Genomic DNA, 15,866 nt, shown 5'->3' on the forward strand with positions numbered 1-15,866 from the left:
AGCTTAGCGCCAAGCCCCACCTTGAGCGCCTCCATGAGCAGCCAGACCTACAGCATCTCCGACCTTGCCCGCGAGCTCGACATCACCACCCGGGCCATACGCTTCTATGAAGAGCAGGGCCTGCTGTCACCTGAGCGACGCGGTCAGGAACGCATCTACTCGCCCCGAGACAAAGTCAGCCTGAAACTGATCCTGCGGGGCAAGCGCATCGGTTTTTCCCTGGCCGAGTGCCGTGAACTGATCGAACTCTATGACCCCACCAGCGGCAACCTGAAGCAGTTGCACAGCATGCTGGCAAAAATCGCCGAGCGCCGTGACCAACTGGAACAGCAACTGCTCGACATCGAACAGATGAAACTGGAACTGGACACCGCCGAAGAGCGTTGCACCCAGGCGCTGCAACAAACCATCCAGAACCAGACAACCACCGCCCAATAACGCCTGTAACCGCGCGACTCGCGCCGGCATCCGCCATCACTCATAGAAGGTGAACCTGAATGTCACTCCCCAGCCACGTACGCCTGATCGAAGTCGGCCCCCGCGACGGCCTGCAGAACGAAGCCCAGCCCATCAGCGTCGACGACAAGGTGCAATTGGTGGATGCCCTGACTGCAGCGGGCCTGGGCTATATAGAAGTCGGCAGTTTCGTTTCGCCCAAATGGGTCCCGCAGATGGCAGGCTCGGCCGAGGTCTTCGCGCGTATCCAGCGCAAGCCCTCGGTGATCTACGGCGCGCTGGCACCAAACCTGAGAGGTTTCGAGGACGCGCTGGCGGCGGGGGTCAAGGAAGTGGCGGTATTCGCTGCGGCCTCGGAGGCCTTTTCCCAGCGCAACATCAACTGCTCCATCAGCGAAAGCCTGGAGCGCTTCGTGCCAATCATGGACGCTGCCAGGCAGCACGGCGTCAGCGTGCGCGGTTACGTCTCCTGTGTACTGGGCTGTCCCTACGAAGGTGAGGTCGCTCCAGAACAGGTGGCCCTGGTGGCCCGCGAGTTGTATGCAATGGGCTGCTACGAAGTCTCCCTGGGAGACACCATCGGTACCGGTACCGCCGGAGCCACCCGCAAGATGTTCGAAGTAGTGGGGGCCCAGGTGCCACGGGAAAAACTCGCCGGCCACTTCCACGACACCTATGGCCAAGCCCTGGCCAACGTCTATGCCAGCCTGCTGGAAGGCATCGCGGTGTTCGACAGTTCGATTGCCGGCCTCGGCGGTTGCCCTTACGCCAAGGGCGCCAGCGGTAACGTCGCCACCGAAGATGTCTTGTACTTGCTCAATGGCCTGGGCATCCATACCGGCATCGATATGCAGCGCTTGATCGACGCCGGCAAGCAGATCTGCAGCGTGCTGGGACGGCCTACCGGCTCTCGCGTGGCCAAGGCGCGTAACGCCGACTGAGCCAATGTGCGGCCGGGTGTTACCGGCCGCTCTGATCTGAGGCAGGAACGAGTAACACGGAAACAGTTTGTCGATTTTATTACGAAGCAGATTGTCCTACAAAACAATCAACTCATTGATTTTAAAGCACTTTAAAAAGTTGGCACGGCTTCTGCTATCTCTATTGCATAACAAGAATAAAAAGCGGCAAACCTAATAAAAATAAGACGTAACGACTCTGACATAACAAAAACAACACGGCAGAGACGCAGCTAACAGATTTTTTTGGAGAGGATGTGATGTGCAGGAGGGCTTGCAAGAGCCATCCGCAACCGGTCAGAGAATAATAAAACTACCCTGAGGTAGCTACCGAACTGGTTGGATCGCCCCGGCGACACGTTAGATCAGCGCTCAAAAAAATACGTTTGCTCTTGATCCCGGATGGGGATCACCAAAAACAGCGGTAAAGGGCAACGGTTGCCAAAAACAACAATAGACCGCCCCTCAATAATAAAAAAAGAGCACGCAACGACAAATTAAAGGGGAGCCTCGGCTCCCCTTTGTGCTTCCTGGGATTCTGCTTGCCCCCCACCCTATACGCTCATGAAGCGTGCACCTATTTCGATGCACGCTCCATCAGCGATCACGCCTGGGCAACGCGCTCGCGCAGCTCCTCGATACTGATTTCACGCATGCGGAATTTCTGGATCTTGCCAGTCACGGTCATCGGGAACTCTTCGACGAACTTGAAGTGACGCGGCATCTTGAAGTGCGCGATGCGCTCCTTGCACCAGGCTTGCAGCTCAAGTTCGTTGGCGCTATGGCCAGGGTGGAACTTGATCCAGGCGACAATCTCCTCGCCATACCGAGAACAAGGAATGCCGATGACCTGTACATCCGCCACCGCGGGATGGGTGAAGAAGAACTCTTCCAGCTCCCGAGGGTAAATGTTCTCGCCACCACGAATAATCATGTCCTTGTTGCGTCCGGCGATGCACACATAGCCCTGCTCGTTCATGGTCGCCAGATCGCCGGTGTGCATCCAGCCCGCCTGATCGATGGATTCGCCGGTGCCTTCGGGGTTGTTCCAGTAGCCGAGCATGACGCTGTAACCGCGGGTACACAGCTCGCCAATGGCGCCTCGCGGCACCACATTGCCGGCCTCGTCGATAACCTTGCTCTCCAGGTGCGGCTGGGTACGCCCTACCGTGGTCACTCGCAACTCCAGGTCGTCGGCGGGTCCTGTCTGCAATGACACCGGACTGGTTTCAGTCATGCCGTAGGCAATCTGCACCTCACTCATGTGCATTTCACTGATCACCCGACGCATCACCTCGATCGGGCAGGTAGCGCCAGCCATGATTCCGGTGCGCAGGCTCGAGAGATCGAACTCGCTGCGCCGGGGCTGATCGAGCATGGCGATGAACATGGTGGGCACGCCATACAACCCAGTTGCCCGTTCTTCAGCCACCGTACTCAAGGTCAGCAGCGGGTCGAAGGCGTCGCTGGGGTAGATCATGGTGGTGCCATGGGTGATGCAGCCGAGGTTGCCCATGACCATGCCAAAGCAGTGATACAGCGGCACCGGGATCACCAGGCGATCCGCCGCCGTCAGGCCAAGGCTCTCACCCACCATGTAGCCATTGTTGAGAATATTGTAGTGGCTCAGGGTCGCGCCCTTGGGGAAGCCCGTGGTCCCCGAGGTGTACTGGATGTTCACCGGCTGGTCGAAATCCAGGCTGTCCTGACGCGCTTGCAACTGTTCAGAGCTGGTCCCCGCACCGAGGGCCGCCAACTGTGACCAAGGCAGGAAACCCGAAGGCGGCTGCGCATCCAGGCTGATGACCCCACGCAATTCCGGCAATCGCTCACTGTGCAATTGCCCGATGGATTGCTCCGCCAGTTCCGGGATCAGGCCCTGGAGCATGCCGTGGTAGTCGGAGCTCTTGAAGGCCCCGGCGCAGATCAACCACTGGCAGCCAGACTGCTTGAGCACATACTCCAACTCGGAACTGCGATAGGCGGGATTGATGTTCACCAGAATCGCGCCGATTTTGGCGCTGGCGAATTGGGCAATGCACCACTGAGCGCAATTCGGCGCCCAGATCCCCAGGCGATCACCGGTCTGGAGTCCCAGGGCCAGCAGCGCCCTAGCATGCAGGTCAACGGCTTCATGCAGTTGCTGCCAGGTGTAACGCAGCTGCTGATGACGTACCACCAGAGCTTCACCCTGGGGATAGGCGGCGACGGTGTTATCGAAGGCCTGGCCAATGGTCAGCGCCAACAAGGCCTTGTCTTGCGTACCACGGGTGTAACTGCGATCCGGCTGGAAACCCGAGTGTTCCATGACGACCCCTATTGTCTTTATTAGTGGGTGTTCAGAAGCCGGGCGAATGGTGCAAAAAGCCCGGCTCCAATCGAAAGCCTTGCTACTCTGGCGCAAGTTGACGTTAACGTAAAGGGCGATTGACAGTCACCGGACGCAGGTTTACGTTAACGTAAAGGTGAGAGCCAGGCAGCGCCGCTCTCCACGCTCATTTCCCTCAATAAAAACAAGCTTGAAGGTGCCCCGCCATGAGTTACCCGACCCTGAACTTCGCCCTCGGTGAAACCATCGACATGCTGCGCCATCAGGTCCAGGCCTTCGTCAAGGCGGAGCTGGCACCCAGGGCCGCGCAGATCGACATCGACAACCTGTTCCCCGCCGACATGTGGCGCAAGTTCGGCGACATGGGCCTCCTGGGTATCACTGTGGCGGAAGAGTACGGTGGCGCCGGCCTGGGTTACCTGGCCCACGTCGTGGCCATGGAGGAGATCAGTCGTGGCTCGGCGTCGGTAGCCCTGTCCTACGGTGCCCACTCCAACCTGTGCGTGAACCAGATCAACCGCAACGGCAACCATGAACAAAAGAGCAAATACCTGCCCAAGCTGATCAGCGGTGAACATATCGGCGCCCTGGCCATGAGCGAGCCCAACGCCGGCTCTGACGTGGTGTCGATGAAACTGCGCGCGGACAAGCGCGGCGACCATTTCGTCCTCAACGGCAGCAAGACCTGGATCACCAACGGCCCCGACGCCAACACCTACGTGATCTACGCCAAGACCGACCTGGAAAAGGGCCCCCACGGCATCACCGCCTTCATCGTCGAGCGCGACTGGAAAGGCTTCAGCCGCAGCAACAAGTTCGACAAGCTGGGCATGCGCGGCTCCAACACCTGCGAGCTGTTCTTCGATGACGTGGAAGTGCCGGAGGAAAACATCCTCGGCGTGCTCAACGGCGGCGTAAAAGTCCTGATGAGCGGCCTGGACTACGAGCGCGTTGTGCTCTCCGGCGGCCCGACCGGGATCATGCAGGCCTGCATGGACCTGGTGGTTCCCTACATCCACGACCGCAAGCAGTTCGGCCAAAGCATCGGCGAATTCCAGCTGATCCAGGGCAAGATCGCCGACATGTACACCCAGCTCAACGCCAGCCGCGCCTACCTGTACGCCGTGGCCCAGGCCTGCGAACGCGGCGAAACCACCCGCAAGGACGCCGCCGGGGTAATCCTCTACAGCGCCGAGCGCGCGACCCAGATGGCCCTCGACGCAATCCAGATTCTCGGCGGCAACGGCTACATCAATGAGTTCCCGGCGGGCCGCCTGCTGCGCGACGCCAAGCTCTACGAGATCGGCGCGGGCACCAGCGAGATCCGCCGCATGCTGATCGGCCGCGAACTGTTCAACGAAACCCGCTAACGGAGCTGTCCATGGCTATCCTGCATACCCAGCTCAACCCGCGCTCAGCGGAGTTCATGAGCAACAGCGAAGCGATGCTGCAACAAGTCGACGCCTTGCATACCCTGCTCGCCCAGGTCCAGCAAGGCGGCGGCACCAAGGCCCAGGAGCGCCACACCTCCCGAGGCAAACTGCTGCCTCGGGAGCGCATCAACCGTTTGCTCGATGCCGGTTCGCCGTTTCTCGAAATCAGCCCGCTGGCCGCCTACGAGGTCTATGGCGAAGACGTACCCGCCGCCGGAGTGATTGCCGGCATCGGCCGGGTGGAGGGCATCGAATGCATGATCGTGGCCAACGATGCCACGGTGAAAGGCGGTTCGTATTACCCATTGACGGTGAAGAAGCACCTGCGGGCGCAAACCATCGCTCAGCAGAATCGCCTGCCCTGCATCTATCTGGTGGATTCCGGTGGCGCCAACCTGCCCCGCCAGGATGAAGTGTTCCCGGACCGCGAGCACTTTGGGCGGATTTTCTTCAACCAGGCCAACATGAGTGCCCAAGGCATCCCGCAGATCGCCGTGGTCATGGGCTCCTGCACAGCCGGCGGCGCCTACGTGCCGGCGATGGCCGACGAAGCCATCATGGTGCGTGAACAGGCCACGATCTTCCTCGCCGGCCCGCCTCTGGTGAAAGCCGCCACCGGTGAAGTGGTGAGTGCCGAGGACCTGGGCGGCGCCGACGTGCATTGCAAGATCTCCGGAGTCGCCGACCACTACGCCGACAGCGATGAACATGCCCTGGCCCTGGCTCGCCGTTGTGTGGCCAACCTCAACTGGCACAAGCAGGGTCAGGTGCAGCAACGCACACCGATCGCCCCGCTGTATGCCCGCGACGAACTCTACGGTGTAGTGCCGGCCGATCCCAAGCAGCCCTTCGATGTCCGCGAGGTCATCGCCCGGCTGGTGGATGGCTCAGTGTTCGATGAATTCAAGGCACTGTTTGGCACCACCCTGGTCTGTGGCTTCGCCCACCTGCACGGCTACCCCGTTGCCATCCTGGCCAACAACGGCATCCTCTTCGCCGAGGCCGCGCAAAAAGGCGCGCACTTCATCGAGCTGGCTTGCCAGCGCGGGATTCCACTAGTGTTCCTGCAAAACATCACCGGTTTCATGGTCGGCCAGAAATACGAGGCCGGTGGCATCGCCAAGCACGGCGCCAAACTGGTGACCGCAGTGGCATGCGCCAAGGTCCCGAAGTTCACCGTGATCATCGGCGGCAGCTTCGGCGCCGGCAACTACGGCATGTGCGGGCGGGCCTACGATCCGCGTTTCCTGTGGATGTGGCCCAACGCGCGGATCGGCGTGATGGGTGCCGAACAGGCTGCCGGGGTACTGGTGCAGGTCAAGCGCGAACAAGCGGAACGTGGCGGCCACCGCTTCGATGCCGCCCAGGAAGCCGAGATCAAGCAGCCGATCCTCGATCAGTACGAACGCCAGGGTCACCCTTACTACTCCAGCGCGCGCTTGTGGGACGACGGCGTTATCGACCCGGCGCAAACCCGTGATGTGCTGGCCCTGGCTTTGTCCGCGGCCCTCAATGCCCCCATCGAACAGAGCCGCTTCGGCGTGTTCCGCATGTAATCCTGCGCGAGAAGAACATGAGCGACTTCAATACCCTGGAACTGCTGCGCGACCCTCGTGGCTTCGCCACCCTGTGGCTCAGCCGTGAAGCAAAGAACAACGCCTTCAATGCCGAAATGATCCGTGAGCTGATCCTGGCCCTGGATCAGGTCCAAGGCGACCCTAGCCTGCGTTTCCTGCTGCTGCGCGGACGCGGCAAGCATTTCAGCGCCGGCGCAGACCTGGCCTGGATGCAGCAATCGGCCGCACTCGACTACCAGACCAACCTCGACGACGCCCGGGAACTGGCAGAGCTGATGTACAACCTGGCCAAGCTGAAGATCCCGACCCTGGCAGTGGTACAAGGTGCTGCCTACGGTGGTGCCCTGGGCCTTATCAGTTGCTGTGACATGGCGATTGCTACCGACGATGCGCAATTCTGCCTGTCGGAAGTGCGCATCGGCCTGGCACCGGCGGTCATCAGCCCCTTTGTGGTCCAGGCCATTGGCGAGCGCGCCGCCCGACGTTATGCCCTCACCGCGGAACGCTTTGGCGGCCAGCGCGCACGGGAAATCGGCTTGCTGGCGGAGAGCTATCCGACTGCGGAGCTGGAGCAACAGGTCAACCAGTGGATCGACAACCTGCTGCTCAACAGCCCTCAGGCCATGCGCGCCAGCAAGGACCTGCTACGGGAAGTGGGCAACGGCGCTATCACCACCGCCCTGCGCCGCTACTGTGAAAATGCCATTGCGCGCATTCGCGTCAGCGCCGAGGGCCAGGAAGGCCTGCGCGCGTTCCTGGAAAAACGTCCGCCCAACTGGCAGACCGAGACCACCACCAAGGAGCCCCGTTGATGAGCACTCCTGTTCTAGACACCCTGCTGGTGGCCAACCGTGGCGAGATCGCCTGCCGCGTGATGCGCACCGCCAAGGCCCTGGGCCTGACCACCGTGGCCGTGCACAGCGCCACCGACCGCGATGCCCGGCACAGCCGTGAGGCGGATATCCGCGTGGACCTGGGGGGCAGCAAGGCCAGCGAGAGTTATCTGCAGATCGACAAGTTGATCGCTGCAGCCAAAGCCAGTGGCGCTCAAGCCATCCATCCTGGTTACGGCTTCCTCTCGGAGAACGCCGGTTTCGCCCGGGCCATCGAAGCCGCGGGCTTGATCTTCCTCGGCCCGCCCGCTTCGGCCATCGACGCCATGGGCAGCAAGTCGGCAGCCAAGACGCTGATGGAAGCCGCGGGCGTGCCCCTGGTGCCGGGTTACCACGGTGCAGCCCAGGATCTGGATACTTTCCGCCGCGCTGCCGAACGCATCGGCTACCCGGTACTGCTCAAGGCCACCGCCGGTGGCGGCGGCAAGGGCATGAAAGTCGTCGAGGACGTCAACCAATTGGCCGAGGCCCTGGCCTCTGCCCAGCGCGAAGCCCTGTCGTCCTTTGGCGACTCGCAGATGCTGGTGGAAAAATACCTGCTCAAGCCTCGTCATGTTGAAATCCAGGTATTCGCCGACCAACATGGCAACTGCCTGTACCTCAACGAGCGTGATTGCTCGATCCAGCGCCGCCACCAGAAGGTCGTCGAAGAAGCCCCCGCCCCGGGCCTCAGCCCTGAGTTGCGCCAGGCCATGGGCGAAGCCGCTGTACGTGCGGCCCAGGCCATCGGCTATGTGGGTGCGGGCACCGTGGAGTTTCTCCTCGACGCCCGCGGCGAATTCTTCTTCATGGAAATGAACACCCGGCTACAAGTGGAACACCCAGTCACCGAAGCCATTACCGGCCTGGACCTGGTGGCCTGGCAGATCCGTGTAGCCCAGGGCGAACCTCTGCCCATCAGCCAGGCACAGGTGCCGCTGCTGGGGCATGCCATTGAAGTGCGCCTGTACGCTGAAGATCCGGGCAATGATTTTCTTCCAGCAACCGGGCGCCTGGAGTTGTATCGCGAATCCACTGCCGGCCCAGGCCGACGGGTGGACAGCGGGGTCGAGGAAGGCGACAGCGTATCGCCCTTCTACGACCCAATGCTGGGCAAGCTGATCGCCTGGGGCGAAAACCGCGAACAGGCACGCCTGCGCCTGCTGAGCATGCTCGATGAGTTCGCCATTGGTGGCCTGAAAACCAACCTGGCGTTCCTGCGGCGCATCATTGCCCATCCGGCATTCGCCGACGCGCAACTGGATACCGGCTTTATCCCCCGTTACCAGGAGCAATTACTGCCAGCCGCCAGCGAACTCGACTCTGACTTCTGGCAGGCGGCCGCACAGGCCTTTGCGCAAAGTCAGCCCGAGCGGGTACGTAACGATGATCTGCAGTCACCCTGGTCCGCGGTCAATGGCTGGCGCAGCGGTTTGCCGGCCCAGACCAGCCTGCATCTGAGCTGTGCCGGACAGGACCGGGTCGTCAGCCTAGGTACAGCGTCTTCAGCCTGGCAACTGCAAGGTGAACGTCTATGGGTAGAGCAGCAGGGACTGCGCCGTGAGCATCAGGCGATCCGTCGCGGCAATGCCCTGTACCTGCGCTGGCAGGGAGACATGCACAGCATCACCGCGTACGACCCGATTGCCGCAGCCGATGCCAGTCACAATCAACAAGGCGGGCTCACTGCGCCCATGAACGGCAGCATCGTCCGGGTACTGGTCAGCATCGGGCAAAGCGTCGAGGCCGGTGCGCAACTGGTGGTGCTGGAAGCCATGAAGATGGAGCACAGCATTCGCGCCCCTCAAGCAGGAGTCATCAAGGCGCTGTATTGCCAGGAAGGCGAGATGGTCAGTGAAGGCAGTGCATTGGTGGAGTTGGAATAAGCCCATCAATAAGAAAGCCCCTTACTACTGGTAGGAAGGGGCTTTCAAGGAAGTTAAAACTTCGCAGTAGCTTGTACGACTACACCAATAATTCGGCACTCGTCGTTGTAAAGCATCTTCGGGTAAGTGGGATTGAGAGGCGCCAGATAACGCTGACTGCCCTCTTGTACCAACTTGCGGAAAACTGCCTCAGCATTACCGGGACACTGTGCAACCACCAACTTTCCGGGTTCGGCGGCAATCGCCGGATCCACCAGAATCAGCATGTCCTGGCTGATGCTCAACCCACTGGGCGCAATCATCGCGTCCCCGATCACCACCAGCCAGAACGCCGCACCCTGAGCCTGATAGTCGGAAAGTTCGTAGCGCTCAGGGACATAGACTGGCTGCCCATCTTCGCGAACCTCACCAGCAAACCGCCAATCGCTCACCGGGTAACGGAAGTACGGGTTGTACTTGTGCAACAGTGCAGGTTCATCTGCCAAGGGCTCGCCATCGTCACCCAACATGGGTTTCTCGCGAACCACCAGGGCAACTTCAAGAAAGCCCATGCCGATCTCTTCCAGCACCCGGTTCATGTCTTCGATCTTGGGTTGACGACGCTTGCTCAACCAATGACCAATACCACCCTGAGACATGCCCAGACGCTCGGCGAGCTTTTCCTGTGTGACCTTGCGGCCTTTCATGTTGGCTTTGACCAACTCGATCCATTTATCCATGGACCGAACAATACGTTGTGTATTTCACGCCTCAACACACAACTTGTATTATTTGAAATCTCGTAACAACTACAATACGTATTAGCATTGTTCCTACCCCTTTTCCTATTCTTAAACAGGGCAGAACACCTCATGAACACAAGCAGCAAGGACGTGCCGGAACTCGATACAGAGGCCACATTCAGCTCGCTCAAAGGCAACCATGCCGCGCGACGCGCAATGGACTACTACTTGAAACCCACGATTAGCGGATCGGACAAGGAAGAGAAGTTCTTCGAGATCAGACACAGTCTCAGCAGCGAGGAAGCCATGATCCATGCATCCGACTTGTTGCGCTGCGCTGCAGCTACTGCCTATGACGCGGCGAACAATCTGCGCGGGGCTAATCGCGACCTGGCGTTTTCAGTGGTGCACATGATCGACCTGGCCAAAGCCCTGGTGGACAAGTCCCTGGAAAGTCAGCGTCAGGAATCCAGCTGAGGCACATGGTGCCCGCTCGGCAAGGGAGCAGCAGCGTGGAAGATCGGAAATGGAGAATTATTTTCCAGAAGGCGGGGAAAAACGTTTGACTTGCAAATGATAATGATTATTATTGCATGCAGCTGGTCGCGAGATCAGTCGATAGCCCAAAGGACCTTAGGTCGGACCTTTGGATTATCTCCTCATCAGGCTAATCACGGTTTTTGACCCGGCTTTTTGCCGGGTCTTTTTTTTGCCAGTTTTTCTGGCTTGGCTTCAGGCTAATGAAGACGTGGGTGATGCTAAAAATAATGGCGGCGATAATAGCAAAAGAATGTCATTTTGCAAGTAAGCGTCTGTCGTAAAAGCTTCAATAATCAAAAGTAGCGCTTGAGAATCAATCGCATAACCACTAAGCTTCGTCCGCGTCAAGGACGACGCCCCCCCTTCTTTTACCCCCCCTTGTGTGTAGAGTAGCGGTCATAACAATCCTGTTCAGGAATCGATTATGACCGTGGGCAATCACTCCTCGTTTCAAATCTCCGCCGACTTCGACAGTGGCAATATCGATGTGTTGGACATCAGCAATCCGTTGCAGGTACTGCTGGCCATCCGTCCGGACACCCAAAGTCCGCACTTCCAGTGGTTCCACTTCAAGGTCAGCGGCCTGCATGTCGGCCAGGAACACTGGTTCCGCCTGACCAATGCCAGCCAGTCCTCCTACAACCAGGCCTGGACCGGTTACCAGGCCGTCGCCTCCTATGACCATGTGAACTGGTTCCGCGTGCCGACGATCTTCGAAGGCGATGCCCTGCGCTTCAACCTCGAAGCCACTCAGACCCATGCCTGGTTCGCCTACTTCGAACCCTACAGTCGCGGTCGCCACGACTGGCTGATCGACCAGGCCCTGACCAAGGCCGGAACCGAGTTGCTGGCAGTCGGCAAAAGCGTCGAAGGCAGGGATATCCAATTACTGCGCAAAGGCAGTGGCGGCGAGGGCCAGCACAAGATCTGGATCATCGCCCAGCAACACCCCGGCGAGCATATGGCCGAGTGGTTCATGGAGGGCGTGATCGAGCGCCTGCAGCATCGCGACGATCCGGAGCTCAATTCGCTCCTGGCCAAGGCCGATCTGTACCTGGTGCCGAACATGAACCCGGACGGCGCTTTTCATGGTCATCTGCGCACCAACGCCAAGGGCCAGGACCTGAACCGCGCCTGGCAGAACGCCAGCCAGGAACTCAGCCCGGAAGTACTGTTCGTCCAGCAGCAAATGGAGAAATACGGTGTAGACATGTTTCTCGACGTGCATGGCGATGAAGAGATTCCTCACGTGTTTACCGCCGGTTGCGAAGGCAACCCGGGCTACACACCACGCCTGGCAAAACTCGAGGAGCATTTGCGTAGCCACCTGAAACGCCAGACCCGGGACTTCCAGACCACCCACGGCTACGCCCGTGACAACCCCGGGCAGGCCAACATGGCCTTGGCCTGCAACGCCGTCGGGGAAAAGTACGATTGCCTGGCGCTGACCCTGGAAATGCCCTTCAAGGACCACGACGATGCACCCAACCCGATTACCGGTTGGTCCGGCAAACGCTCCATGCAACTGGGCAAGGATGTGTTGAGCACCTGTGCCGACCTGGTGGACAGCCTGCGCTGATCGCCAGCAACGACTGCGGGAGCCGGTCCCGCAGTCACCTCATTCAGCCGGCACCCGCAGACAATCATCCGGCCCCAACAGGCGCCCATCCGCAGCACGCAGTTCCAGCGCCCGCAACGGTTGCCCGGTTTCCCGGTCGACCAGCCGCGAATGCGCCTCGCCCTCTTCGTAGAAAAATGCCTCGCCCCATTGGCGCAAGCCGATGATCAACGCAAACAGTCCCTTGCCCTTTGGCGTCAGCACGTACTCCTGATAGGCGCTGCCATCGGAGGCCGGCAGCACCTCGAACACACCATGCTCCACCAAGGTCCGCAACCGCGCAGCGAGGATGTTCTTGGCCATGCCAAGGTTGCGCTGGAATTCGCCAAAACGGCGAATGCCATCAAAGGCATCACGCACGATCAGCAACGACCACCAGTCACCAATCGCGTCCAGTGAGCGGGCAACTGGGCATTCGGCATCTTGCATACGAGTGCGTTTGACCATGCAGGGCATTCTCCGATCAGGTCGCTGAAAAGTGGTTGCAATATAAAACCTCGATCACTACCGTACAACTGGTTTCATTACGAAACTAGAATCGGAGCCCAGCATGTCATGTGATCCCTTACCCCCCGCCTCTGCCACTCTCTCGACAAAGGTGGTGCTGCTGTTCGCCATCGCCTGCGGTCTGGCGGTGGGCAATGTCTACTATGCCCAGCCGCTGCTCGACGCCATGGCACAGGCCTTTGACCTGTCACCCGCCACCGTCGGTATCGTCATCACCCTGACCCAGGTGGGTTACGGCCTGGGCCTGCTGTTGCTGGTGCCCCTGGGGGACCTGCTCAACCGCCGGCGGTTGATCGTCATCCAGACCCTGCTTTCAGTGCTCGCCCTGCTCATCGTGGCACTGGCCCCCAGCAGCGCCTGGCTGCTGCTGGGCATGGCTTGCACCGGCCTGCTGGCAGTGGTGACCCAAGTGCTGGTGGCCTACGCCGCGAACCTGGCCCCGACAGCCCAGCGCGGAAGGGTGGTGGGCATGGTCACCAGCGGCATCGTGGTAGGCATTCTGCTAGCCCGCACCGTGGCTGGAACCATGGCCGACCTGGCGGGTTGGCGTTCGGTCTATCTGCTGTCCGCCGGCTTGACCCTGCTGGTGGCCCTGGCCTTGTGGAAAGTGCTACCCGCAGTCGAACAGCCAGCGGCGACGCAGCGCTACGGGCAATTGCTCGGTTCGCTGCTGGTGCTGTTCAAGGAAGAGAAGGTTCTGCGAGACCGTGCGGTGCTGGCGATGCTGATCTTTGCCGCCGGCACCGTGCTGTGGACACCTCTGGTTTTACCCCTGAGCGCCCCGCCACTGTCGTTGTCTCACACCGAGATCGGCCTGTTCGGCCTCGCCGGTGCGGCCGGCGCTCTAGGCGCGGCGCGGGCCGGGCATCTGGCGGATCGCGGCCTGGCACAGTGGACCAGCGGCCTGGCCCTGGCGTTGATGCTGGTTTCCTGGCTGCCTATCGCCTTTACCCAGTCCTCTCTGTGGGCATTGTTGATCGGCGTGATCAGCTTCGACCTGGGCCTGCAGGCGGTGCATGTCACCAGCCAGAGCCTGATCTATGGCACTCGCCCGGAGGCCCAGAGCCGGCTGGCTGCCGGGTACATGCTGTTCTATTCCCTGGGCAGCGCCAGCGGCTCGATTGCCGCCACGGCCCTTTATGCCTGGGCCGGCTGGACCGGCGTATGCCTGCTGGGCGCAGGCATCAACACAGTGGCGCTGGTTTACTGGTGGTGGAGTTTGAACCCCGGAAAAACCCCGGCCGACCTCGGCTGTACAGCTTGAGTGGAGCGGTAACCACACAACCGCACAAGAGGGCTTCAGTCCCGGCCCCGCAACATGCTCTGCAATACGCCATCGCGGCGGATCCAGGCATGGAACAGCGCGGCCGCCAAGTGCAGCAATACCGTCAGGAACAATAGATACGCCAGGTAACCATGAGCCTTGCGCAAGACTGCGAACACCTGGGCATTGGCTGGCAGGATCGATGGCAGTTGCAACGAACTGCCGAGCATCACCGGATCACCGGCCGCCGAAATCATCGCCCAACCCAGCAGCGGCAGGCTCAGCATCAAGGCGTACAACAAGACATGGGAAGCCTTGGCGGCCAGCACCTGCCAGCCCGGCAAATTCGCCGGCAACGACGGTTGCCGGGTGGAAAAGCGCACCAACAGGCGTATCACCACCAACAACAGAATGGCAATGCCCAGGGGTTTGTGCAGGTGGATCAGCCACTCATGGCGCTCGGACACCGAAGCCACCATCCCGGCACCGATAAACAGCATGGCAATGATCATCAGCGCCATCAGCCAATGCAGCAGCCGCGCTAGGGGGGCGAAATGTTCAGTCGGGGTATTCATGGGTGAGGCTCCTGAGCGCTGGGCAATTGGCTGACTTCGCTGGTGCGACGCAGGTAGGAACTGGCGTAGGCAGCAGATCGCGCCGCCAACAGCGGATCATCAGAAGCCTGGATACCACTGGGCAGGATCAAGGGGTCGTAGTTGATGTCCCGGCACTCGCCGCTGTTCTGTGCCTGGCGGCTTTGCAGGACCAGGGTCCCGGCGTTGATCACTGGGCGATCCGCCGGCCAGGCCTTGCTTGCATCGTTGGTCGGGTCCCCTGGCGCTGCCAGGGTGATCTGCAAGCGCCAACGCAAAGGACCGGCCGCCAGGCGTCGAAGCAGATCCTGCTCCAGGTAATCGGCGCCCAGCGCGGCACCGTCAACAGTCTCGGCATCCCGTGCTTCGGGAACTACGCCCCAACGCACCGCCTGACGCTGACCGCTGGCATTGACCAGATAGAACGCATTGATCCCGTTGTAACTTTCGCTGGCGTAGCTGGCCGAAGGCTTCGCGCTCTTGACCCATTGCAGGAATGGCGTCGCCTCGGGATGAGCGGCAAAGAACGCCGGTACCTTGCTCGGGTCCGGTTTACCCGTGACCGGATCAGGGGAGCTGGCTTGCTGCAGTTGATAGAAGGCCTCGGGGCTGCCCACCGGAAATACCGGCATGCTGTTCATCCCGGTACGCCACTGCTGACCGTTGGCCTGGAGAAAGCGCAACGCCAGGCTGCGGATCGGCACACTGCTGTCGGGCGCATAGGGATTGCCGCTGGGCAGGGCAAAACGCCCCACTACCGGTGTACGCGCCTCACTGAACACCTGTGCCGAGGAATAGGCACGGGCTTCGCCGCTGCTCTGGAAGTAGCCGATGACGCACACCCCCTTGGCGTGATTGCGGCGAAACCCTGGGTGTACCCCGTTGTTGGTTTCCAGCACATCCACCAAGGCGCTCGGGGTCAGGCGCTGAGGATCGAAACTGCCGCGCACACAGGCCAGCGCCGCGGCTGCGGCTGCGACGACCAGGGCGATCGCCGCCAAGCGCAAGGTCAGGCTGGCGGCGCTCAAGGGGGGGCGCTCGGGCGGCGATGAAGGGGCAACCATGACAATCTCCAGTACGCGAAGCCACAAGGGCAAGGACCTGTCAGAC

The 15,866-nt window shown here is 60.7% G+C and carries 14 protein-coding genes; 9 read left to right on the plus strand and 5 right to left on the minus strand.

All coding sequences use genetic code 11. From position 1 onward, the window contains the following. Positions 1 to 33 precede the first annotated feature (33 nt). Both GV818_RS14655 and GV818_RS14660 read left to right on the plus strand, forming a co-directional pair. Complete coding sequence (locus GV818_RS14655) at positions 34 to 438, plus strand: MerR family transcriptional regulator (RefSeq protein WP_161757420.1); 405 nt, start codon at positions 34 to 36, stop codon at positions 436 to 438. Positions 439 to 497: 59 nt separating this feature from the next. Next, a complete protein-coding gene (locus GV818_RS14660; RefSeq protein ID WP_161757419.1) occupies positions 498 to 1,397 on the plus strand; it encodes a hydroxymethylglutaryl-CoA lyase in 900 nt (299 codons plus the stop codon). Between the two features lie 622 nt (positions 1,398 to 2,019). Here GV818_RS14660 and GV818_RS14665 read toward each other — a convergent pair. Next, positions 2,020 to 3,723 (minus strand): AMP-binding protein, encoded by a 1,704-nt coding sequence (locus tag GV818_RS14665; RefSeq protein WP_161776874.1) that lies wholly within the window; start codon positions 3,721 to 3,723, stop codon positions 2,020 to 2,022. 227 nt (positions 3,724 to 3,950) lie between these two features. Between GV818_RS14665 and GV818_RS14670 the strand changes: the two genes are divergently transcribed. From GV818_RS14670 to GV818_RS14685, 4 genes are read left to right on the plus strand one after another with little or no spacing between them, the layout of a single operon-like run. After that, positions 3,951 to 5,114, plus strand: coding sequence for an isovaleryl-CoA dehydrogenase (locus tag GV818_RS14670; protein WP_161757417.1), 1,164 nt, complete (start codon positions 3,951 to 3,953; stop codon positions 5,112 to 5,114). Positions 5,115 to 5,125: 11 nt separating this feature from the next. Beyond that, on the plus strand, positions 5,126 to 6,733 hold the full coding sequence (locus tag GV818_RS14675) for a carboxyl transferase domain-containing protein (RefSeq protein WP_161776875.1): 1,608 nt from the start codon (positions 5,126 to 5,128) through the stop codon (positions 6,731 to 6,733). A 17-nt stretch (positions 6,734 to 6,750) separates the two neighbouring features. Continuing rightward, positions 6,751 to 7,566, plus strand: coding sequence for a gamma-carboxygeranoyl-CoA hydratase (locus tag GV818_RS14680; protein WP_161757415.1), 816 nt, complete (start codon positions 6,751 to 6,753; stop codon positions 7,564 to 7,566). Then, positions 7,566 to 9,512 carry an acetyl/propionyl/methylcrotonyl-CoA carboxylase subunit alpha gene (locus GV818_RS14685; RefSeq protein WP_161776876.1) on the plus strand — a complete coding sequence of 649 codons (1,947 nt, stop codon included), beginning with the start codon at positions 7,566 to 7,568 and terminating at the stop codon, positions 9,510 to 9,512. Before GV818_RS14680 ends, GV818_RS14685 begins: the two co-directional genes overlap by 1 nt. 53 nt (positions 9,513 to 9,565) lie before the next feature. Here the strand turns inward: GV818_RS14685 and GV818_RS14690 are convergent, their stop codons facing one another. Then, positions 9,566 to 10,231 carry a LexA family protein gene (locus GV818_RS14690; protein ID WP_161776877.1) on the minus strand — a complete coding sequence of 222 codons (666 nt, stop codon included), beginning with the start codon at positions 10,229 to 10,231 and terminating at the stop codon, positions 9,566 to 9,568. Positions 10,232 to 10,363: 132 nt separating this feature from the next. Here GV818_RS14690 and GV818_RS14695 point away from each other — a divergent pair, with 132 nt between their 5' ends. Beyond that, positions 10,364 to 10,711 carry a DUF6124 family protein gene (locus GV818_RS14695; RefSeq protein ID WP_161757412.1) on the plus strand — a complete coding sequence of 116 codons (348 nt, stop codon included), beginning with the start codon at positions 10,364 to 10,366 and terminating at the stop codon, positions 10,709 to 10,711. Positions 10,712 to 11,198: 487 nt separating this feature from the next. Further along, positions 11,199 to 12,353, plus strand: coding sequence for a M14 family metallopeptidase (locus GV818_RS14700; protein WP_161757411.1), 1,155 nt, complete (start codon positions 11,199 to 11,201; stop codon positions 12,351 to 12,353). Positions 12,354 to 12,392: 39 nt separating this feature from the next. On the opposite strand, the gene GV818_RS14705 is transcribed toward GV818_RS14700, so the two are convergent. Next, on the minus strand, positions 12,393 to 12,839 hold the full coding sequence (locus tag GV818_RS14705) for a winged helix-turn-helix transcriptional regulator (RefSeq protein WP_161757410.1): 447 nt from the start codon (positions 12,837 to 12,839) through the stop codon (positions 12,393 to 12,395). A 103-nt stretch (positions 12,840 to 12,942) separates the two neighbouring features. Between GV818_RS14705 and GV818_RS14710 the strand changes: the two genes are divergently transcribed. Beyond that, positions 12,943 to 14,163: an MFS transporter gene (locus tag GV818_RS14710; RefSeq protein WP_161776878.1), complete on the plus strand. Its 1,221-nt coding sequence runs from the start codon at positions 12,943 to 12,945 to the stop codon at positions 14,161 to 14,163. Between the two features lie 35 nt (positions 14,164 to 14,198). Here the strand turns inward: GV818_RS14710 and GV818_RS14715 are convergent, their stop codons facing one another. Further along, positions 14,199 to 14,738, minus strand: coding sequence for a cytochrome b (locus GV818_RS14715; protein ID WP_161776879.1), 540 nt, complete (start codon positions 14,736 to 14,738; stop codon positions 14,199 to 14,201). After that, positions 14,735 to 15,820 (minus strand): catalase family peroxidase, encoded by a 1,086-nt coding sequence (locus tag GV818_RS14720; RefSeq protein WP_161776880.1) that lies wholly within the window; start codon positions 15,818 to 15,820, stop codon positions 14,735 to 14,737. Before GV818_RS14720 ends, GV818_RS14715 begins: the two co-directional genes overlap by 4 nt. Between the last annotated feature and the right edge of the window lie 46 nt (positions 15,821 to 15,866).

Origin of the sequence: Pseudomonas sp. Fl4BN1 (assembly GCF_009908285.1) — a bacterium.
Lineage (GTDB): Bacteria > Pseudomonadota > Gammaproteobacteria > Pseudomonadales > Pseudomonadaceae > Aquipseudomonas.

Coding starts and splice junctions, on each gene's coding strand:
- GV818_RS14655 (WP_161757420.1), top strand. CDS start 34: ATGAGCAGCCAGACCTACAGCATCTCCGACCTTGCCCGCGAGCTCGAC.
- GV818_RS14660 (WP_161757419.1), top strand. CDS start 498: ATGTCACTCCCCAGCCACGTACGCCTGATCGAAGTCGGCCCCCGCGAC.
- GV818_RS14665 (WP_161776874.1), bottom strand. CDS start 3,723: ATGGAACACTCGGGTTTCCAGCCGGATCGCAGTTACACCCGTGGTACG.
- GV818_RS14670 (WP_161757417.1), top strand. CDS start 3,951: ATGAGTTACCCGACCCTGAACTTCGCCCTCGGTGAAACCATCGACATG.
- GV818_RS14675 (WP_161776875.1), top strand. CDS start 5,126: ATGGCTATCCTGCATACCCAGCTCAACCCGCGCTCAGCGGAGTTCATG.
- GV818_RS14680 (WP_161757415.1), top strand. CDS start 6,751: ATGAGCGACTTCAATACCCTGGAACTGCTGCGCGACCCTCGTGGCTTC.
- GV818_RS14685 (WP_161776876.1), top strand. CDS start 7,566: ATGAGCACTCCTGTTCTAGACACCCTGCTGGTGGCCAACCGTGGCGAG.
- GV818_RS14690 (WP_161776877.1), bottom strand. CDS start 10,231: ATGGATAAATGGATCGAGTTGGTCAAAGCCAACATGAAAGGCCGCAAG.
- GV818_RS14695 (WP_161757412.1), top strand. CDS start 10,364: ATGAACACAAGCAGCAAGGACGTGCCGGAACTCGATACAGAGGCCACA.
- GV818_RS14700 (WP_161757411.1), top strand. CDS start 11,199: ATGACCGTGGGCAATCACTCCTCGTTTCAAATCTCCGCCGACTTCGAC.
- GV818_RS14705 (WP_161757410.1), bottom strand. CDS start 12,839: ATGGTCAAACGCACTCGTATGCAAGATGCCGAATGCCCAGTTGCCCGC.
- GV818_RS14710 (WP_161776878.1), top strand. CDS start 12,943: ATGTCATGTGATCCCTTACCCCCCGCCTCTGCCACTCTCTCGACAAAG.
- GV818_RS14715 (WP_161776879.1), bottom strand. CDS start 14,738: ATGAATACCCCGACTGAACATTTCGCCCCCCTAGCGCGGCTGCTGCAT.
- GV818_RS14720 (WP_161776880.1), bottom strand. CDS start 15,820: ATGGTTGCCCCTTCATCGCCGCCCGAGCGCCCCCCCTTGAGCGCCGCC.